The 18,870-nt window shown below is 55.7% G+C and carries 16 protein-coding genes; 8 read left to right on the top strand and 8 right to left on the bottom strand.

Going from position 1 to position 18,870, the window contains the following annotated elements; genetic code table 11:
• Nucleotides 1–395 precede the first annotated feature (395 nt).
• From repC to LB462_RS06240, 4 genes are all read right to left on the bottom strand, one after another.
• Nucleotides 396–1,709, bottom strand: coding sequence for a plasmid replication protein RepC (gene repC / locus LB462_RS06255; RefSeq protein WP_224506480.1), 1,314 nt, complete (start codon nucleotides 1,707–1,709; stop codon nucleotides 396–398).
• A 251-nt stretch (nucleotides 1,710–1,960) separates the two neighbouring features.
• Entirely contained in the window at nucleotides 1,961–3,034 is a 1,074-nt protein-coding gene (gene repB, locus LB462_RS06250) for a plasmid partitioning protein RepB (protein ID WP_224506479.1), read from the bottom strand.
• Between the two features lie 7 nt (nucleotides 3,035–3,041).
• Complete coding sequence (gene repA, locus LB462_RS06245) at nucleotides 3,042–4,256, bottom strand: plasmid partitioning protein RepA (RefSeq protein ID WP_112531616.1); 1,215 nt, start codon at nucleotides 4,254–4,256, stop codon at nucleotides 3,042–3,044.
• A 324-nt stretch (nucleotides 4,257–4,580) separates the two neighbouring features.
• Complete coding sequence (locus LB462_RS06240; RefSeq protein WP_162702020.1) at nucleotides 4,581–4,751, bottom strand: hypothetical protein; 171 nt, start codon at nucleotides 4,749–4,751, stop codon at nucleotides 4,581–4,583.
• Between the two features lie 182 nt (nucleotides 4,752–4,933).
• Between LB462_RS06240 and LB462_RS06235 the strand changes: the two genes are divergently transcribed.
• Nucleotides 4,934–7,462: a DNA translocase FtsK gene (locus tag LB462_RS06235; protein WP_224506478.1), complete on the top strand. Its 2,529-nt coding sequence runs from the start codon at nucleotides 4,934–4,936 to the stop codon at nucleotides 7,460–7,462.
• A 17-nt stretch (nucleotides 7,463–7,479) separates the two neighbouring features.
• Here the strand turns inward: LB462_RS06235 and LB462_RS06230 are convergent, their stop codons facing one another.
• The 3 genes from LB462_RS06230 to LB462_RS06220 all read right to left on the bottom strand — a co-directional run bounded on the left by LB462_RS06230 (nucleotide 7,480) and on the right by LB462_RS06220 (nucleotide 10,294).
• Nucleotides 7,480–7,710, bottom strand: coding sequence for a hypothetical protein (locus tag LB462_RS06230; protein WP_114432309.1), 231 nt, complete (start codon nucleotides 7,708–7,710; stop codon nucleotides 7,480–7,482).
• A 125-nt stretch (nucleotides 7,711–7,835) separates the two neighbouring features.
• On the bottom strand, nucleotides 7,836–9,455 hold the full coding sequence (locus LB462_RS06225) for an acyl-CoA synthetase (protein WP_224506477.1): 1,620 nt from the start codon (nucleotides 9,453–9,455) through the stop codon (nucleotides 7,836–7,838).
• A complete protein-coding gene (locus LB462_RS06220) occupies nucleotides 9,452–10,294 on the bottom strand; it encodes an IclR family transcriptional regulator (protein WP_112531414.1) in 843 nt (280 codons plus the stop codon). The genes LB462_RS06225 and LB462_RS06220 overlap by 4 nt, the downstream gene beginning before the upstream one ends.
• Before the next feature lie 244 nt (nucleotides 10,295–10,538).
• Here LB462_RS06220 and LB462_RS06215 point away from each other — a divergent pair, with 244 nt between their 5' ends.
• Nucleotides 10,539–11,288, top strand: coding sequence for a PCC domain-containing protein (locus LB462_RS06215; RefSeq protein ID WP_224506476.1), 750 nt, complete (start codon nucleotides 10,539–10,541; stop codon nucleotides 11,286–11,288).
• A gap of 15 nt (nucleotides 11,289–11,303) precedes the next feature.
• Here the strand turns inward: LB462_RS06215 and LB462_RS06210 are convergent, their stop codons facing one another.
• A complete protein-coding gene (locus LB462_RS06210) occupies nucleotides 11,304–12,362 on the bottom strand; it encodes a LacI family transcriptional regulator (RefSeq protein WP_112531412.1) in 1,059 nt (352 codons plus the stop codon).
• A 286-nt stretch (nucleotides 12,363–12,648) separates the two neighbouring features.
• Between LB462_RS06210 and LB462_RS06205 the strand changes: the two genes are divergently transcribed.
• The 6 genes from LB462_RS06205 to LB462_RS06180 all read left to right on the top strand — a co-directional run bounded on the left by LB462_RS06205 (nucleotide 12,649) and on the right by LB462_RS06180 (nucleotide 18,795).
• A complete protein-coding gene (locus LB462_RS06205; RefSeq protein ID WP_112531411.1) occupies nucleotides 12,649–13,893 on the top strand; it encodes an ABC transporter substrate-binding protein in 1,245 nt (414 codons plus the stop codon).
• Nucleotides 13,894–13,964: 71 nt separating this feature from the next.
• Entirely contained in the window at nucleotides 13,965–14,873 is a 909-nt protein-coding gene (locus LB462_RS06200; protein ID WP_112531410.1) for a carbohydrate ABC transporter permease, read from the top strand.
• Nucleotides 14,870–15,769: a carbohydrate ABC transporter permease gene (locus LB462_RS06195; protein WP_183663139.1), complete on the top strand. Its 900-nt coding sequence runs from the start codon at nucleotides 14,870–14,872 to the stop codon at nucleotides 15,767–15,769. The genes LB462_RS06200 and LB462_RS06195 overlap by 4 nt, the downstream gene beginning before the upstream one ends.
• Before the next feature lie 5 nt (nucleotides 15,770–15,774).
• A complete protein-coding gene (locus tag LB462_RS06190) occupies nucleotides 15,775–16,863 on the top strand; it encodes an ABC transporter ATP-binding protein (RefSeq protein WP_255626495.1) in 1,089 nt (362 codons plus the stop codon).
• Nucleotides 16,864–16,894: 31 nt separating this feature from the next.
• The gene (locus tag LB462_RS06185) at nucleotides 16,895–17,641 is read left to right on the top strand and encodes a sugar phosphate isomerase/epimerase family protein (protein ID WP_183663145.1); all 747 of its coding nucleotides are present in this window, start codon (nucleotides 16,895–16,897) and stop codon (nucleotides 17,639–17,641) included.
• 14 nt (nucleotides 17,642–17,655) lie between these two features.
• Nucleotides 17,656–18,795, top strand: coding sequence for a Gfo/Idh/MocA family protein (locus LB462_RS06180; RefSeq protein ID WP_224506474.1), 1,140 nt, complete (start codon nucleotides 17,656–17,658; stop codon nucleotides 18,793–18,795).
• The last annotated feature ends 75 nt before the right edge of the window (nucleotides 18,796–18,870 follow it).

Genomic DNA, 18,870 nt, shown 5'->3' with positions numbered 1-18,870 from the left:
AATAACGGGAATGCCAGGTTTGTCTTCATCCGGCCAAGCTTCTCAGATATTTTCGGGCCCATAACATCCATGGAACGCTTCCTAAAAATTCATAAAGTATCGACGTCGAAATCAACGAAAGAGCGGGCAACCGGTAGTAATTACAAGTACAAAAAATGAAGGCAACGCGAGGCAGCCAGAGCCTCAGTTGACCATATCCATCATCACAGTCGCAATGTTCAAAAATGGATGCGACTTGAGATGGTGAGGCTAATATTCCGGCCAGCACATTGACCTCACAATAGAGCCATCCGAAGCGGCAAAACCGCCATTCCCATTCTCGACAACTACCCCTTTTGCAAGGCTGAATTGCAACGTCTTTGCCAACGGTGCGACTGGCAAGGTAGAGAAGCCACTCACGCCCGCTTTTCTCCATCTAACGCCTTGATCACCGGAAGCACTGAATACTGGCCGATTTCGGCGCGATCGGTCAGTGCCCTGAGATAGCCTCCGGGTGAACGGATATCACCGATACGTTCAAGAATGGCAGCAATCGTGATCGACGCGTTGATATCACCCATGGTATCGCGCGCCCTTTGCCAGGCATCGGGTGATACACCGAGCATCGAGCGAACCAGTCCCGCCGTATTCACAAGCTCGCGCCAGTCCTCGATGCCGTCACGGGAATAATCGATGATCTGCGGGCAAGCACTCAACACCGCCTCCAGTGACATTGGCACCGATCTCGTTTCAAGGTTCGGCCTGTCATCGGTCAAACCGCCGTCACCACGGTTTCTATTTCGCCGTGCCGCTTCCAAGCGATTTCTCATTTTGCTCAGCGCAACTATCCGCCCGGGCGCGTTGTTTTGGGATTGTAGCTCGTCGGATTGCTTCTGGCCTGTTTCGTGGGCCCTTTCAAATTGGTGGTCTATATTTGAATTCTGAATATGGTGCTCAAAAGAAGAGTCACTGGCGCTCATTTCTTTGTCTGAAAGCGATGCCAGGTAAGTCTTCTCAACTCTCTCTCTCAAGCTTGCAAGGGCATCGCATCGCACCCGAAGCGTCTCCAGTGGCAGATGCCTGCTTACTCGTCCCGAAAGCGCTGCCAGCTCATCAGCGTATGTTTCCCAGTCACCCGCACGTTCCTCGCTGAGCCCGGCATCGATGGTCTTGGATACATCTCGAAGATGGATGGTGATTTCGCTGCGTACACGATGAACGGCTCGCGCCAGATCCCTTGCCTGAGCCGCATGGGCCTCGATTTCGCCCGCTCGTAGCGCCAATGGTGAGAGGTCAAAGCCAAAAGCATGTTCGATCTCGCCGGTTTCGCCGCGCCGCGCATAGCGTTTGCCATTGGGACTGTCACGACGAATGATCAGGCCGGTCTCGACGAGTGCTGAAAGGTGCCTGCGAATTGTCGCGGAGGACATGCCGCGGGTACGCATGGAAAGCTCTGCATTGGACGGAAAGACAATCAGTGGTGCACTGCCGTCCAGCAGTGTCTCGGGATAGAAGCTCAGCAATGCTTCCAGAACGGCAATTGTGCGGTCCGAAAGGAAAAACGCTGTACGAGCCTCGGTCAATGACCGCAACAGCGCCCACTTCTCCGGGTGGTTTCTGTCCGTACCCGCCAGTTTTTCGCGAGCCCGTGCTGTCTTTTCTTGCACAGCAAACATGGCGTGCGACAACGAACGACCGCCAAATGGCGTCGTTGCAAAACGATCAGTCATGGTCCTTTACCTCAAGTTGAGGCAATGAAAAGGCATGCCGAAACGCGTCCGACTCTTGACAAGTCTGGGTGGAAGTGATTCTCTAAAATTGCTACATTGAAGAGGGCTTCCGGGACGGTAACGTTCTGGGGGCCTTTTTTCTTGCCGTTGTTTTCCTTCTCTCGTCCTTTTAAACTGTCCAGAACCGCAATCCGGTTTTGGGCTTAGTGCTTACTCAACCAACCGGCCTTGTAGCGACTGAAGTCGCAGCGCTATTTGTCACGTGACCGGCTATTGTAGCGGGCAAGCAAAGTCTCGAGCTCTCCCGTTACGAATACCGCAAAATCTTGCGGAATATGATCGGCAAAGGTCAGAACTTGTCTTCCCCTGTCTGAATTCAACTGCGCGATTGCGCTGGGGCTTGAGGATTTAGTGCCAACGACCGACGGCGTATTGCGCGGCGCCGGTGCGACAGGCTCGACGTTTTTCAGGAGCCGCTCGAAGACGCGGTTGAAGCGTGCGTTGCTGTCAGCGACACTGAACGGCTCCAGCGCGATTTCATTCAGCGCAGCAGCCTGCGCGTCACCGGATTTGAGCAACTCAGCAAACCGGACCCACCGTGGCCGGCCGATCTTTGGCGCGGGTCCGATAGCGCGAACCACCAGTGCTGGTACAGCTGCCGCGACCTGAAGAAACCGCGTCATCTCTGCCTTATCCAGGGATAGTGCATCCTGCACAAGACCGCGCTCGAAGCCCCGCTCGACAAGATTGCGGGCAAAGAAAGCACGTTCGATGAAGGATAGATCGCGCCGCTCGGTGTTTTCCTTGCCCTGCGCCAGGACAAGCTGCACATCGGTGAGATTGCGGACGATAGCCTGCACGGGCTTTCCGACACGTCGAGCAGCGCGCAGGCGGCGATGGCCATAAGCTGTCTGGTAATGGCCCTGCTTTTCCGGATGCGGGCGAACAAGGATAGGAACCTGCTGTCCATTCTGCCGGATACTTTCGACCAGCTCCTCGAAACTGTCATCCGATCCGGAATCGTGGCTGAGCCGATCTTCGATAAATGAGCTCTCGACAAGCGCCGGATCGAGCTCGACGACCCGCTCGCTACCCTCGAAGCTCTCCTTCAGTCGTCGTGCATCCTCGATCTCCTTCGATATTCCGCCCAGCGACAGGCCCATCGCCTTGATCGCACCAGAAGCGGCACGCGGCTTCAACGGCTCTACCGAAGCGCTCTGCCGCGTTGGGGCGAGCTCGGCTGGCTGCTGCTCGGGCGCCGAATTAGTCTCTACTGTCTCAAACAGCGCCTTGAGCTGATCCCTACGGTTTTTGTCGGCCATCATCGCGCCCTCACCCCGGCCGGTTCCAGGCCTTGAAGATCAGGCCCTGGATTTCAGAGTTGACGGAAGTCAGCGATTCAAACGCGCGGTCATAGGTAGCGCGAGTGAAGCTGTCGCGAGAAACCTCATAAAGCGTCTGCTTGGTCAGGCCCGCATCCGAGAAAGCCGTCGATTTGACAACCGAGTTCGTCAGCACGCGCTCGCCGAACAAGGAGCGCAGGAAACCTGCGATTTGTTGCTGAGGTGCATCATTGGGCTCGAAGCGCGTAATGAGATAGCGCATGAAATCGAAGTTAAGTTCGCCGCCCGCTTCGCGCACGACGGCGAGAAGATCTGCTGTCATGAACAGGAACTGGCTCATAGAGGCAACATCAAGCATCTGCGGATGAACCGTCACCAGCACCGATGTAGCCGCACAAAGCGCCGAAAGCGTCAGGAACCCTAGCTGCGGAGGACAGTCGATGACGACGACATCATAATCATCCGCCACCGTATCCAGCGCGGCCTGAACACGCGCGAAGAACAATTGCTGCTCGACACTCTGCGTGCCATGCTGCCGATCCGCCAGCATTTGCGGTGTCGTGTGTTCGAATTCCTGTAGTTCGAGATTACCAGGGATAAGATCGAGACCATCGAAATAGGTCTTGCAGATGATATCGCGCAGCAGCCTGCGTTCGCCATCATAACGAATTGCGCCATAGAGCGTATCATTTCCGGTGAGGTCGAGTTCCGGCTGGTAACCGAAAAGCGCCGACATCGATGCCTGTGGATCAAGATCAACAGCCAGCACCCGAAACCCGGCCATGGCGAGATGTTGCGCAAGATGTGCACTCGTCGTTGTCTTGCCGGAGCCGCCTTTAAAATTGGTGACCGCGATAACCTGCATATGCTCGTTGGCGCTGGGGTCGCGATGCGGAAGATACGTTTTCGCCTTGGCACCGCCAGCCTCGGCAAGATGCCGGCGCAGCGCATTGATCTCGGCAAGCGTATAAAGCCGGCGACCGCCGCTTCCAGTTTCCGGCTGCGGCCCCTCGCCCGCAATCGAGAGCTGCCGCAGATAACCGTCGGATACACCAATCAGCTTCGCAGCCTCGCCACTGGTGAACTTACGCAAAGTCTTCTGGGCAGTCGGCGGAAACAACCGATTGCGCATCGCCTGTAACTGCGCTGAGAGCATCTCGGCATCCGCCGCGATCGCGCGGTCAGCCGGCAAGGCGACAGGCAGGGATGAAACGCCTTGTAACTGGGCATCAACAGTCCGGTTTGTCTGCGCTGTATTCAATAAAGTCACGTGTTGATCCTGTGCGCCTGTTAATAGACTGCCTGACCGCGCTCTGGAATGATGCGCCGATTCGACAGAAATACCAAAAGGGTAACGCTGGACAACAATTTAACGCTGCAGCTCGATACTAACACCGCAAAATCTGTGTAACGCCTATTTGGCCTGTTACCCTCAAAAACCGTAACCAAATTGAGGGAAGGACCGAGTCGCGTCAAGAACTTTATAGTTAACGCAATTTAACCAATTTATTGGGGCAACTACACTATTTTACCACTTCTTCTTTTTGCGTTTTTGGTCGGCCGGCTTGGGCTCGAACAGATCGCTATCGGGTGCATCCTTGGTATCCGATGCCTGCATTTCTGTTGATTTTGATGCGATGGATTTTGTCTCGGTCGGGGACTTCGAAGTGGTATCTTTCAATGCGAATTTGATCGCCATTACAAACTGCTTTCTGATGTGAAATTTGCGTGAACTACAGAATGTAAGTTCCTAGCATGAATGGCAGACAATTTGCGCATGAAATCGAGACGCTCTCGCCAAAAGTAGCAAGTTGTTAACCTTGGTTTTCTATTCAGATGAGCACCCCTTCGGTAATCTCACATCGTTCCGCTGCAGGCATCATGCGTATCCCCAGAACAAATTTTCCAGTAAAAGCAGATGAATATGAGTTTGAAAACAGCGGCGGTGAAGGGTTGGTCCACGTGCCGCTTCCACCGTCACCTCCGGTAGACCTTACCAACGCAAATTCAGGCACCCTCTATGAGAGCGTTACGGTCAAACGGCCGATCGCTCCCGCGACATCCGGGTCAGCGTCGGCGGCAGCGCCGGTACCAGTTCCGGCAGGCGGATTTGATGCAGGCGCATCGTTTGCGCCGATTTCGAAGCGTATGTTTTCACTATCCGAGAATGTCCGTTTCACCCGGACACCCGACAGCGAACTCTTGAAAAACAAGGACCCGGCACCGACAGAAGTTACTATGGCACCGAAGGCGGATGCGAAACGTCCGGCTTCTGCAAAACCGGCAAGGAACGTGGAAGCAATCGTCGTACCCCCTCGCGTTCGCGATCCTGAGTCCGGAGGGTCCCTCCTCTTCGGCCAGACGCCAATACCAGCTCAACCTCTCGCGGTTGTCGTGCCGCAAGGTCCCGCAGTTGCCGAGGCCCACACGAAAATCAAAACTCCGGCGCCCGAACGCTCGCCATTGGCTTATGTATCGGACTACGCATTCTTCGAATCCGCTGACTTTATAGGAGGGATTGCATTAGTTGCAGCTCCTTCCCCTGTCAAACCAATGCCGAGATTCAGCCCCGACGAAATCACCGCTCGCTTCCGCGTGGTTGAGCCCTTTGCGACACTAAAACCGCCACTCATGTCGCCACCACTCGACGCAATGCGCGTGGAGGTGAACCACCATGCCGCGCCGACGCCTGAACAGCAACTGGGGGAGAGCGATAACGTTGATGCGGGTTTGAACGCAATTCCCGAACCCGTTCCCGCGGTCACTTCCCAGCGCAGCATCAGCCGGCGCCGAGAGATTGCACCTGTCCAAGCCCCGCTCCCACCACGGCAGATTGCGGTAGCGGATCCCGTTAAACCACGCATTTTTCCGGCCCCGCGCGGCACTTACGAAAAGCCGCCGGTAACCCTGTTGCAAGAGGCGATCACACATGATGCCGTCACCATTTCGCAGGAAACGCTCGAACAGAACGCCGGGCTTCTCGAAAGCGTGCTGGAAGATTTCGGCATTCGCGGCGAGATCATCCATGTGCGGCCCGGCCCGGTCGTCACACTCTATGAATTCGAACCAGCGCCGGGCGTGAAATCCTCGCGTGTCATCGGTCTTGCCGACGACATCGCCCGTTCCATGTCGGCGCTGTCTGCTCGTGTCGCTGTTGTTCCCGGACGTAACGTCATCGGTATTGAATTGCCCAATACGACGCGAGAGACCGTCTATCTTCGCGAGATGGTCGCATCCGATAATTTCGACAAGACCAGATTCAAACTCGCACTTTGCCTTGGCAAGACCATTGGTGGTGAGCCTGTGATCGCCGAACTCGCCAAGATGCCGCACCTGCTCGTAGCCGGTACGACCGGTTCCGGAAAATCGGTCGCCATCAATACGATGATTCTATCGCTGCTCTACCGGCTGACACCGGACGAGTGCCGTCTGATCATGGTCGACCCAAAAATGCTTGAACTGTCCATCTATGACGGCATCCCGCATCTTCTTACCCCTGTCGTCACCGATCCAAAGAAGGCAGTCATGGCTCTAAAATGGGCTGTGCGCGAGATGGAAGACCGCTACAGAAAAATGTCGAAGCTCGGCGTGCGTAATATCGATGGTTTCAACGCCCGCGTTACCAGCGCGCAGGAAAAGGGCGAGACGGTGATGTGCACCGTGCAAACCGGCTTCGACAAGGGAACCGGCGAAGCGCAATATCAGCAGGAGGCAATGGACCTCACGCCGATGCCATATATCGTCATCATTGTCGATGAAATGGCCGACCTGATGATGGTGGCAGGCAAGGATATCGAAGGAGCGATCCAGCGCCTCGCCCAGATGGCACGTGCCGCCGGCATCCATCTGATCATGGCGACTCAACGCCCTTCGGTCGATGTGATCACCGGAACCATCAAGGCTAATTTCCCGACCCGCATCTCGTTTCAGGTCACATCCAAAATAGACAGCCGCACCATTCTCGGCGAGCAGGGTGCTGAGCAGTTGCTAGGCCAGGGCGACATGCTGCATATGGTCGGCGGCGGCCGTATCGCGCGCGTCCACGGTCCTTTCGTTTCAGATGAAGAAGTCGAAAAGGTCGTTGCGCATCTGAAGACTCAAGGGCAGCCCGACTATCTCGACACCGTGACGGCCGATGAAAGCGATGAAGAAGACGCGGACACTGACGATAGTGCGGTCTTCGACAAGGGCGCCATGGCCGCGGAAGATGGGAACGAGCTCTACGATCAGGCAGTCAAAGTCATGCTGCGTGACAAAAAATGTTCGACCTCGTACATCCAGCGACGGCTGCAGATCGGCTACAACCGCGCCGCTTCTTTGGTGGAGCGGATGGAAAAGGAAGGGCTGGTTGGCCCTGCCAATCATGTCGGCAAGCGCGAAATCCTCAACGTCAACAGGGACACCGCCTGAGGCACGCGCGTCGAATGCTATTGTCGCAGAGCCGCCTTGATGGGCTTCAACGGTGAGCATCTGATTTTGATGAACTCGTTGGGCGAACGTCCGACAATGGCTGTGCGTGCTACGAAAGCCTGTCCCTGCATCCCGCACATCATGGCGTTGCTGGTCTGTGGCCCGTAAATCACATCCAGCGCCGTGTTCGATTGGCAATCCATCGGCGACAGACTTGTTGAGCAAATGAGAATTACAACCTGGAGCATGCTGGCATCCTTTGCAAACAGTGGCTCCTCCCGATTCTTGCAAGAGTACGGAATTTTTGCTGCAATGCAACCAATTTGCTGCAATGCAACAAAACCGATGGTAAAGGAAGAATGCGCTCTGTTGATTACTGTTCCGCCGGTTCATCGAGTTCGCGGCGCTTGATGAGCTGTTCGCGGATCAGCTTCTTGGCGACTTTGCCATAGGCGGATTTCGGCATCTCCGGCCAGAACACAAGCCGCTTCGGTATTTTGTAGCGAGCTATCGTGTCGCCGAGCCAGGTAATGATCTCCTCCACTTCCGGCGCAGTGCCGGGGCGAGCAACACAGACCGCAAGGCCGACCTCGCCCCATACCGGATCCGGAATACCCAGTACCGCCACTTCGCTGATGTCCGGATGCGTCAATAACTTCTCCTCGATCTCGCGCGGATAAATGTTGGAGCCGCCAGAAATATACATGTCTGAGGCTCGTCCTGTGATGAAGAGAAATCCCGTTTCATCCATGTGTCCGAGATCGCCGGTGCGGAACCAGCCATTGCGAAAGGCTTTCGCATTGGCCTCCGGATTATTGTAATAACCAGCGAAAACGGCTGGACCGATCACGCAAATCTCGCCGGTTACGCCGGGCGAAACTTCATTTCCGTTATCATCCTGGATCGATATTTGCATTGCGGTGCGTGCATAACCGCAGGTGCCCGGGCGCGCATCTTCGCTGTGTTCCAGATGATGCTCGGTGGCCGGTAACACAGTAATATTGCCGGTCACCTCTCCCAGTCCAAAATACTGCACGATCACCCGCCCCAGCGTCTTTAGGGCATTGATCTGATCCGTCCGGTACATGGGTGCGCCCGCATAGATTACATAGCGCAATGACGAATGATCCCGCTCCTGTACGGCGGGATGTTCGGTCAGCATTTTAAGGATCGTCGGCACGGTAAACATGTTGCTCACGCGCCATTTTTCGACAAGCCGCCAGGCTTCGGCAACATCAAGCTTCTCTGTTGGCAGCAGAATGGTTTTTGCACCTCTAGCGACCTGCGTCAGCTGATGAATCCCGGCGCCGTGCGATAAGGGTGCGACTACGAGCGAGGCATCGTCGTGCGTCGTGCCCGGCATCAAGTCGCACAGGTGATTGGTCACTACGAATCCCATCTGACCGTGGGTCAATACAGCAGCCTTTGGCCGCCCAGTCGTGCCAGAGGTGAAAAAGAACCAGCACGGATCATCATGATCCACAGGGGCAGTCGTCACCGTTTCATTATCGAAACGATCCACAATATCATCGTAATCATCAGCAAAATCAGCTTTTCCGATCGCAATGACAAATTTCATCTCTACGCAGGTTTGCCGGCAGGCTTCGACATGTTCTGGAAATGAATAACCGCAGATCATGCCCTTCGCGCCGCTTGCTGCCGCCAAAAAGGCCACTTCGTCGGATGTCTGCCTGAAGTTAGTCGGAACCCACACCGCTCCAAGTTGGAAACAGGCGAACATGGATTCGAACATCTGGTTGCAATTCTGCGATTGAACGAGAACCCGGTCCCCCTTGACTACGCCGTATTCCTTTTGCAACGCCGCGGCCATGGCGTTGACACGGCGCTGCAGTTGCGCCCATGTCCATGTTTTTTCGCCCCAGACAAGTGCAATCTCCTTCGGAAAGCGCCGTGCTGATTGGGCGAGAAACCCGTAAAGATTCATCACACGTTTTGACATGGGTTCGACAACCAATCCATGTTTCGCAGTCATGGCGCCACCTTCGAAACATACGGTCGTTTTGGCCGATCATTGGGAGGTTGAAGATGGGCGAGCCGCGCTTCGATTTTTCTCGTCTCACCTTGCATCAAAGCAGCGAGTTCTGCTTGACGTGCGGGCTGCATGCGACTGTCGATGGCTGCAATACTAAGGGCGCCGGCTGGCCGACCATCCGGATAGCGAATGGCGAGACCGATGCCCCAGGAATTGGTAAGGATAAGCCCGGGGTTGAGGGCAAAGCCGTTTTCACGCGCCGCGGCAACGTCAGCGCGAATGCGGTCGGGATAAAGATTTGGATACTCGGTCAGGAGGGCGGCTTCATTCACGGCTAAAATGACTTCAACCTCGTCATCCTGCATCGCAGCCAGGATCGCCAGTGACCCGGCGCCCACGCCCAAGGGATGGCGATAGCCAGCCTGCAATGCATGGGTGCGAATCGGATAAGTGCCTTCCTCGCGATGCAGACAAACGGCGTAGCTATCGCGCTGGATTGAAAGGAAGCTGGTGTCCTGTGTTTTCGCCGACAGAAAACCAAGGCTGTCGCGGGAGATTTGTAGAAGGCCATAGCGCCGTGTCGCAAGGGTGCCAAGTACGTAAGCTTCCTGACCGAGATAGTATCGTCGGGTCAAAGTGTCCTGTTCCAGCAGGCCAGAGCGTATGAGCGCCAGAAGTAACCGACGCGCAGTGGGTTTGTTGAGGCCGCTTTGTTCCACGATATCAGTCAAGGTGCTGCCGTCATCGCCGGAATAGCTGACAAGGCTCAAGAGGCCAAGCGCCCTATCGACGCTTTGCGAACCGTTGAGACCTGCTACCGGTCTGACCTCTTGCTCCATCCCAATTCCTCGTATTGATCCATATTGTGGATCATTTTATTCGTTTGTGGAACTATGCCACAACTTGGCGGCCTGTGAACGGAATTTGGAATTTATAATATGCTACTCATCCTGCGACGGCTTGCGGCGGTGACCGGTGTCTGAGCGGTTTCTGCGACAACCTGGGCCTCCACGCTTAAAACGCTTCGAGAGTTTTGAGGGCGTCGGCCGACGGCTGGAATTCACGCTTGAGCCTGGCCAAAGCATGAATGACGCCATTGCCCGGCCGCTTCGGGCGGCCGGCGTTACAGCGGCTTCACTTGTTCTTACCGGCGGGGCTTTCAATCCATTCCACTATATTATGCCGGCGCTTGCGACGGACGGGCATCACGCTGCCTGGTACAGCGACCTATTCTCGCCAGCTGGCGAAACGCGGCTTGAGAACGGTAATGTTACCTTCGGCGAGCGTGACGGCGCCTCTTTTATCCATTGCCATGCCATCTGGACCGAACAAGACGGCAAGCGCGGTGCTGGACATATCCTACCGCATGAAACGATCATCAGCCGGCCCATTCATGCAATTGCCTGGGGTGTCGAGGACGTGCGAATGGTATCGGAGCCCGATGAAGAGACCGCCTTCACACTCTTTCATCCGGTACCTTTAAAAACGACGATTGCCGCCAACAATGGTCCGCGCACGGTGATCGCACGTGTTTGCCCAAATGAGGACATCATCCTTGCACTGGAGGCGATCTGCCGGAAACATGACTTCGCCGCAGCAAAATTGCGCGGCGGCATAGGCAGCCTGATCGGCGCACGCTATGGGGATGGTTCCAAAGTAGACGATATCGCAACCGAAGTCTTCGTTACCCGAGGCTTCGTCACGTGCCAGTCAACCGGAACACGTGTCGAAATCGTCATGGTCGACACCCAGGGCAATGTCACACGCGGGGAGCTGCTTCGTGGTGAAAACCCCGTCTGCATCACATTCGAGCTATGCTTGGAGGAACTCTGAACGATCCGTGACACTTCACGAGCGCAGATCGTGTTCATCAGGGTAACTGAGACTCTGTAGTTCCCGAGCATCGACCCCGGCTATCCTTCGCAATACTGCTCGCGCCAGTTCACGTCCGGCATGGCGAACATCCTCATTGAACACGATGATTTGCGGGCGGAACCATTGCAGCACATCGGTCGACTGCTTTGAGACAAGGTCGACATCCCCGCCAATCTTCAGTCCGGCGGCTTCAATACCTGCAACCAGAGCAATGGCCGCGCTGCCACTACAGCAGACAATGCCGTCGGGGCGGTTTGAGGCTGACATGATCTCCTCCATCCGGTTCCTGATACGGCCCAGCGAGGTATCGACATCAATATCGGACACAGCAACCGTACTCGCGCCTCCCTCCTCCACCGCACGCGAGAAACCCCGATGGAGATGCCGGTAATAAGTGACCGAAGGCGACGGGCCCGCAAGCATGGCGATCCTGCGACGTCCCCTCGCCAACAAGCTCTTCACCGAGAGATAGGCGAAGGCCTCGTTGTCGAAATCATGGAACGGATGCTCGATCCCCATCTCTGTCCGGCCATGCGTAGCGAACGGAATGCCATGTTCTGTAAGGTAGCGGACGCGCGGGTCATTCGGCTCCGTACGCGACATGATGATCCCGTCCGCCGAGCCCGTTTCGACGATGTAGCGTATTGGCTGCATCGGGTCATTTTTCACCGAATAAGGCGTCACGGTCAGATGGTAGGGCGTCTCCGACAGCACTTCGGAAATTCCATAGACCATGTTTGAGGTAAGTCCCATGATCTCCGACTGGGCATTGAGCACGAGGCTGATGACATTGGTCTTGCCGGTGCGAAGACGCACACCGGCACGGTTGGGCCGGTATCCAATCTGCTTGGCGATCAGCTGAACCCGATTCTTGGTCGCCTGGCCAATTTCCGGCGCATCCTTGAGCGCGCGCGAAACAGTGGTGACACCAAGGCCGGCCATGAAGGCAATCGTCTTCAACGTCGGCCTCTCGCCCTCAACAGGTTCGGCAGTACCGATTACAGGTTTCTGATCGCCTTCTGTCGTCTTCATATTCAATCGGCTGTTCAAGCCTTCCTTTGATAGTATCTGTATCGTTTTACAAAAATACTGCAATCCGAATTTTTTGGCTGGTGGCACAACGTGATCCTAGACGATATTGACGCCACTTGGCAATCGCACAGCATAGTCACAATTGTTTATTACCCTGAATTTACAGCATTATTTGGCAAATCAACAAATCCGCAACGTCAATCTCGAAAAAATTGACTTTCAGCGATTGCACTTGATGGCGCTTTACACTAGCCTACCTGTAACGTTTCAGATTTGGGAGGATACGATGCGTTACCGTTCTGTCTTGACCGCTCTTGCCACGTCGACATTTCTTTTCACAGCCAGCCAGGCTGGTGCTGCTGACCTGGAAGTCACTCACTGGTGGACTTCTGGCGGTGAGGCGGCAGCTGCCAAGGTTCTCGCCGAATCCTACGACAAATTGGGCGGCGACAAATGGGTGGACGGCGCGATCGCCGGCAGCGGCAGTACAGCCCGCCCGATCATCGTCAGCCGCATTCTTGGCGGAAATCCAATGGGTGCCACCCAGTTGAATACTGGCCGCGATGCCGAAGATCTCGTCAAGGCCGGGTTGATGACAGACCTGACCGAGCTTGCTACCAAAGAAGGCTGGGCCGATTTTATTCGCCCCGCCAAGCTGCTCGATGCCTGCAAGTATGAGGGCAAGATTTATTGCGTTCCGGTCAACATCCATTCCTGGCAATGGATGTGGATCAATCCCAACGCCTTCAAAGAAGCCGGCGCAGCGGTCCCCACAAACTGGAACGAATTCGTCGCTGCAGCACCCAAGCTAAAGGAAAAAGGCATCATCCCGCTTGCGACCGGTGATGCGTGGCAGATCGACGGCGTGTTCCGCGTGATGCTGGCCAACCTTGGCGGCAAGGACCTCTATCTCAAGATCATGGATGAAAAGAGTACCGAAGCCGCTGGCAGTCCCGAAATGAAGGCCGTTTGGCAAGCTTTTGCCGATGCGCGAGACCTTGCTGACCCCGGCTACGTCGGACGGCAGTGGAACGAAGCGACGTCTCTCGTTCTAACGGGAAAAGCCGCAGGGCAAATCATGGGCGATTGGGCACAGGGCGAATTCGGCGTGGCCGGAAAGGTCGCGGGCACAGATTATGACTGCCTTCCGGGCCTCGGGGTTCATCCCGTCCTCGATACAGGAGGCGACGCCTTCTATTTTCCGAAAAACGCGAACCCCGAGATCACAAAAGCCCAACTGAAGCTTGCCAGCATGCTTGTCTCCAAGGAGACGCAGGTTGCATTTAATCTCGCCAAGGGCTCGCTGCCAATACGCGGCGACGTCGACATGCAGACTGCCAATGCATGCATGCAAAAGGGCATCAAGATATTGGCGGACAGCAACAATGTGCTGCCTTCATACGAACAGGCTTTCTCCTCCGATACGCAGGGTCAGATCGAAGATCTGACGACGGAGTTCTTCGCCGACAAGAGCATGACGGTCGAGGATGCACAGGCGCGCTATGTCGAGATCATCGGCGAAGCCAAATAACTCGAGCGACCACCGTAGCAGCGATGCCGGCCTCTCGAGTCCGGCATCCAGTGTCAGGAATGGAGACTTCGATGGCTGGGAGCCGGCGCCCGTTTGCCCCCCTACGCAATCTGAACGCCAAAATCGCGGCGGTGCCGATGATCGTCACAGTGCTTGTTGTCTTCGTCGGCTGCACATTATGGACGGTTGTCTATTCGTTTACATCCTCGCGCTCTCTGCCAACGCTCGATTTCGTCGGGATGGATCAGTATGTGCGGCTTTTCCGGACGTCGCGCTGGACCGTTTCCCTTAAGAACCTCGCTATCTTCGGTGTTTTGTCTTTGAGCTTTTCGCTGGTACTCGGATTTATTCTCGCTGCATTGATGGATCAGAAAATCCGCTTCGAAAATACCTTCCGCACCATATTCCTCTACCCGCATGCTCTATCGTTCATCGTTACCGGCCTTGTCTGGCAATGGATACTCACCCCGGCCTATGGCGTGCAGAAGGTCGTTCGCGACCTCGGTTTTGAAACCTTCACTTTCCCTATCCTGACCGATGGCCGTTTTACCATCTATGCCATTGTGATCGCGGGTCTGTGGCAAGGCACGGGCCTTGTCATGGCACTGATGCTCGCGGGTTTGCGCAACATTGACGATGAAATCTGGAAGGCAGCGCGCGTTGACGGGATCCCGGCGTGGAAAACCTATCTTTTCATCATCATTCCGATGATGCGACCGGTCTTCATCACCACGCTCGTCATCATTTCGGCGACTATCGTCAAGGTCTATGATCTCGTCGTCGCCCTGACAAATGGCGGGCCAGGCATATCCTCGGAGGTCCCCGCGAAATACGTCTACGATCTGATGTTCTCGCGTGGCAATCTGGGTCAGGGCCTCGCCGCCTCGACGATCATGCTCACGACAGTGCTCATTATTCTCGTACCTTGGGCGCTGCTGGAATTCCGGCCCCGGTATCGCAAAGGAGAAGTCTCGAAATGAGCTCATCCCTCTCCAGCGCCGAGCCGCGAGGAAGTCGACCCAAGCGCTTCCTGTCACCCGCATCGATTATGATTTATTCAGCGCTCCTTGTGGCAGCTATTTACTACCTCATTCCCCTCTATGTGATGATTATGACTTCACTGAAGGGTATGCCCGAGATTCGACTGGGCAACATTTTCTCCCCGCCGGTCGAGGTCACCTTCCAACCTTGGGCGACGGCCTGGAACAGTGCATGCACGGGCCTTTACTGCGAAGGTATCAAGGTCGGCTTCTTCAACTCGATGAAGATTCTGGTCCCAAGTGTGATCCTCTCGATCATCATCGCTTCGGTGAATGGCTACGCCCTCTCCAACTGGCGCTTCAAAGGCTCGGAGCTGTTCTTCACGGCGCTGATTTTCGGCGCCTTCATCCCTTATCAGGTGATGCTCTATCCCCTCGTCATCATCACGCGACAACTCGGCATCTTCGGAACTCTGACGGGTGTCGTCGTCATCCACACCATCTTCGGCATGCCGATCCTTACCCTCCTCTTCCGCAATTACTTCGTTTCCCTGCCCCCGGAGCTGTTCAAGGCGGCACGCGTGGACGGAGCCGGATTCTGGCGCATCTTCCTGCAAATCATGCTGCCGATGTCCCTACCGATTTTCGTCGTCGCTGTGATCCTCCAGGTGACCGGCATCTGGAACGACTTCCTGTTCGGCGTGATCTTCGCCGGCACCAAGAATTTCCCGATGACCGTGCAACTCAACAACATCGTCAACTCGACACAAGGGGTGAAGGAATACAACGTCAACATGGCTGCGACCATTCTCACCGGTGCAGTGCCGCTCCTCGTTTATTTCTTTTCAGGCAAGTATTTCGTCAGAGGCATCGCCGCTGGCGCCGTTAAAGGGTGACCAAATTGCATAGCGTTTCAATCAAGGATCTCTCGCTCAATTTCGGCTCGATCAGCGTTTTGAAAAACCTCAATATCGAGGTCGCGGACGGCGAGTTTCTCGTCCTTCTCGGGCCGTCCGGTTGCGGAAAATCCACTTTGCTGAATTGCATCGCCGGCCTGCTCGATATCTCCGACGGACAAATTTTCATCAAGGGCAAGAATGTGACTTGGGAGGAGCCCAAGGATCGCGGCATCGGCATGGTCTTCCAGTCCTATGCGCTCTACCCCCAAATGACTGTAGAGAAGAACCTTTCATTCGGGTTGCGCGTGGCTGGACTGCCCGCTGCGGAAATCCAGAATCGCATCGCGCATGCGGCGGAAATCTTGCAAATAGGTCCCCTGCTGCAACGTAAACCTGCCGAATTGTCCGGCGGTCAGCGCCAGCGCGTGGCCATCGGCCGGGCGTTAGTGCGCGATGTTGACGTGTTCCTTTTCGACGAGCCTCTTTCCAATCTCGATGCCAAGCTGCGCTCGGAACTGCGCGTCGAGATCAAGCGGCTGCACCACAAACTCGCCAATACCATGATCTACGTCACCCATGATCAGATCGAGGCCTTGACCTTGGCGGATCGCATTGCGGTCATGAAGGGCGGCCTGATCCAGCAGCTTGATGATCCGCTGACGATCTATAACAAACCGCGCAACCTCTTTGTCGCAAGCTTCATCGGCTCACCCGCCATGAACTTCCTCAAAGGAGAGATCGCAGGGACGAATGGCTCACGTGTCTTCCGGGTCGCCGATCTTGATATTTCGCTTGCAGGATATGAAGCGCAACAACCTTTGGCGCCCGGCCATACAGTCATCTTCGGCTTCCGGCCGGAACACATCGCTATCAGTGACCAGCCCGGTTCCGCGGGCCGCTCCTGCGAGGCAGTCGTCGATCTCGACGAGCCCATGGGCGCCGACAGCCTCGTCTGGTTGAAGGTCGCAGGAAAAGCCATCTCGGTCCGCGTCGATTCCGGCAGGCGCTACCAGCCCGGCGAAAAGGTATTCCTGATATTCAATCCCGCCATGGCCTCGCTCTTCGACGCCGTAACAGAAAATCGTCTTTGAAAATTCCCAAGCATCATCATGGAGAAATGAAGTGACCGACTTTTCCTATCAGCTCTACAGCTCCCGCAATTTTCCGCCAGTCGACAAGACGCTCGAAATGTTGAAGCGCAATGGTTATGCGCAGGTCGAAGGCTATGGCGGCGTTTATGCCGACGCCAAGGCAACGAGGGCCGCACTTGATGCCAATGGACTGACCATGCCATCGGGCCATTTCAGCATCGATCTCCTTGAACAGGAACCGCAGAAGGTTCTCGACATCGCCGGAACGCTCGGCATGAAGGCAATCTATTGTCCACATCTTGCTGTGGACCTTCGCCCTACCGATGCGGCGGGCTGGTCAGCCTTCGGCGAGCGGCTGGAAGCGGCATATGCCACCTACAGCAAAGCCGGATATATCTTCGGCTGGCACAATCACGACTTCGAGTTCAAGGCGCTGCCTGATGGCTCTATTCCGCAAAAGCTGATCTTCGATGCAGCGCCAAGCATCTCCTGGGAAGCCGACATAGCCTGGATCATCCGCGGCGGCGGCGATCCGTTCCAGTGGGTCGAGAGCTATGGCTCACGCATCAGTGCGGTGCATGTCAAGGATATCGCTGCTCCGGGCCAGAATACCAACGAGGATGGTTGGGCTGACGTCGGGTATGGAACTGTCGACTGGAAGGCGCTGACATCAACACTCAGAGATACGCCGGCGCAGTACTTCATCATGGAACATGACAATCCATCGGACGATGAGCGATTCGCCCGCCGCTCCATCGGTACCCTGAAAGCGTTCTGAAGAAAGCAAACGACATGGCCAAGACATTAGGCATCGGCATCATCGGCGCCGGCAATATATCCACGACCTATCTGAGGCTTGCGCCGCTCTTCAAAGGTATTGAAGTCCGTGGCATTGCCGACATCAACAAGACGGCGGCGACAGGACGTGCCTCAGAATACGGCATCGAAGCCCGTAGCATCGATGCACTGCTGACAAGCGACGACATCGATCTCGTGGTCAACCTGACGGTCCCGGACGCGCACTTTGACGTCTCAAAGCAAATCCTCTCCGCCGGCAAACATCTCTATTCAGAAAAGCCGTTATCGCTATCGCTGAAGGACGGGCTGGAATTGCAAAAGCTCGCCGCAAAGAAAAACCTGAAAGCCGGATGCGCGCCCGACACTTATCTCGGCGGTGCGCACCAATTGGCACGCAAACTGGTCGATGACGGGCAGGTCGGCACCATAACCTCAGGCACAGCGCATGTGTTGAGCCACGGCATGGAGCACTGGCATCCCAATCCTGATTTCTTCTTCCGTCCGGGTGGTGGGCCGATCCTCGATCTTGGCCCTTACTACATTGCCAATCTGATCAACCTCATTGGCCCAATAAGGCGTGTCGCGGCGCTGACATCGATGGCCACGCCGACCCGCACAATCTCCAGCGAACCACGCAGGGGCGAGACAATAAAGGTGACGACGCCAACGACAATCCAAGCTCTGCTTGACTTCGAAAGCGGCGCTTCGGTGACCTTGTCAGCCAGTTGGGATGTCTGGGCTCACCATCATCCGAATATGGAGCTTTACGGCACTGACGGCTCGATCTTCCTGCCCGATCCGAACTTCTTTGGCGGTGAAGTCAAGTTGGCAAAACCAGGAAAGAAGGCAAAACCAGTCAAGCCCTGGACGCATCCTTTCGGTACACCCAACCAGAAGCATCCCGCCGGCATGATGGCCAACTACCGCACAGCCGGACTTGCCGACATGGCCGTCGCAATCCTGCAGGGGCGTGACATACGCTGTTCGCTGGAGCGCGCCTTGCACGGTGTCGATGTGATGGTCTCCATTCTCCGCTCCGGCGAGGAAAAGAAGTTCATCGACATCAAGACAAGTTGCTCACGGCCCGAGGCTCTTGGCATCAAGGAAGCCAAATCGCTGCTGAAAAAGACCTGAGGGATTTCTCCCCGGCGATTGCGGTCATGGTCGGGCGCCACTATGTTGGCCGCCCGATCATGTTTTATGGGAATG

Source organism: Phyllobacterium chamaecytisi (genome assembly GCF_020164455.1).
Taxonomy (GTDB): domain Bacteria; phylum Pseudomonadota; class Alphaproteobacteria; order Rhizobiales; family Rhizobiaceae; genus Phyllobacterium; species Phyllobacterium chamaecytisi.
The sequence above is the reverse complement of the archived record's forward strand: the minus strand, read 5'-3'. Positions and strand labels throughout refer to the sequence as shown.

Coding starts and splice junctions, on each gene's coding strand:
- LB462_RS06235 (WP_224506478.1), top strand. CDS start 4,934: ATGCGTATCCCCAGAACAAATTTTCCAGTAAAAGCAGATGAATATGAG.
- LB462_RS06225 (WP_224506477.1), bottom strand. CDS start 9,455: ATGACTGCGAAACATGGATTGGTTGTCGAACCCATGTCAAAACGTGTG.
- LB462_RS06205 (WP_112531411.1), top strand. CDS start 12,649: ATGCGTTACCGTTCTGTCTTGACCGCTCTTGCCACGTCGACATTTCTT.
- LB462_RS06230 (WP_114432309.1), bottom strand. CDS start 7,710: ATGCTCCAGGTTGTAATTCTCATTTGCTCAACAAGTCTGTCGCCGATG.
- LB462_RS06220 (WP_112531414.1), bottom strand. CDS start 10,294: ATGGAGCAAGAGGTCAGACCGGTAGCAGGTCTCAACGGTTCGCAAAGC.
- LB462_RS06180 (WP_224506474.1), top strand. CDS start 17,656: ATGGCCAAGACATTAGGCATCGGCATCATCGGCGCCGGCAATATATCC.
- repB (WP_224506479.1), bottom strand. CDS start 3,034: ATGATGGCCGACAAAAACCGTAGGGATCAGCTCAAGGCGCTGTTTGAG.
- LB462_RS06240 (WP_162702020.1), bottom strand. CDS start 4,751: ATGGCGATCAAATTCGCATTGAAAGATACCACTTCGAAGTCCCCGACC.
- LB462_RS06195 (WP_183663139.1), top strand. CDS start 14,870: ATGAGCTCATCCCTCTCCAGCGCCGAGCCGCGAGGAAGTCGACCCAAG.
- repC (WP_224506480.1), bottom strand. CDS start 1,709: ATGACTGATCGTTTTGCAACGACGCCATTTGGCGGTCGTTCGTTGTCG.
- LB462_RS06215 (WP_224506476.1), top strand. CDS start 10,539: ATGAATGACGCCATTGCCCGGCCGCTTCGGGCGGCCGGCGTTACAGCG.
- LB462_RS06210 (WP_112531412.1), bottom strand. CDS start 12,362: ATGAAGACGACAGAAGGCGATCAGAAACCTGTAATCGGTACTGCCGAA.
- LB462_RS06200 (WP_112531410.1), top strand. CDS start 13,965: ATGGCTGGGAGCCGGCGCCCGTTTGCCCCCCTACGCAATCTGAACGCC.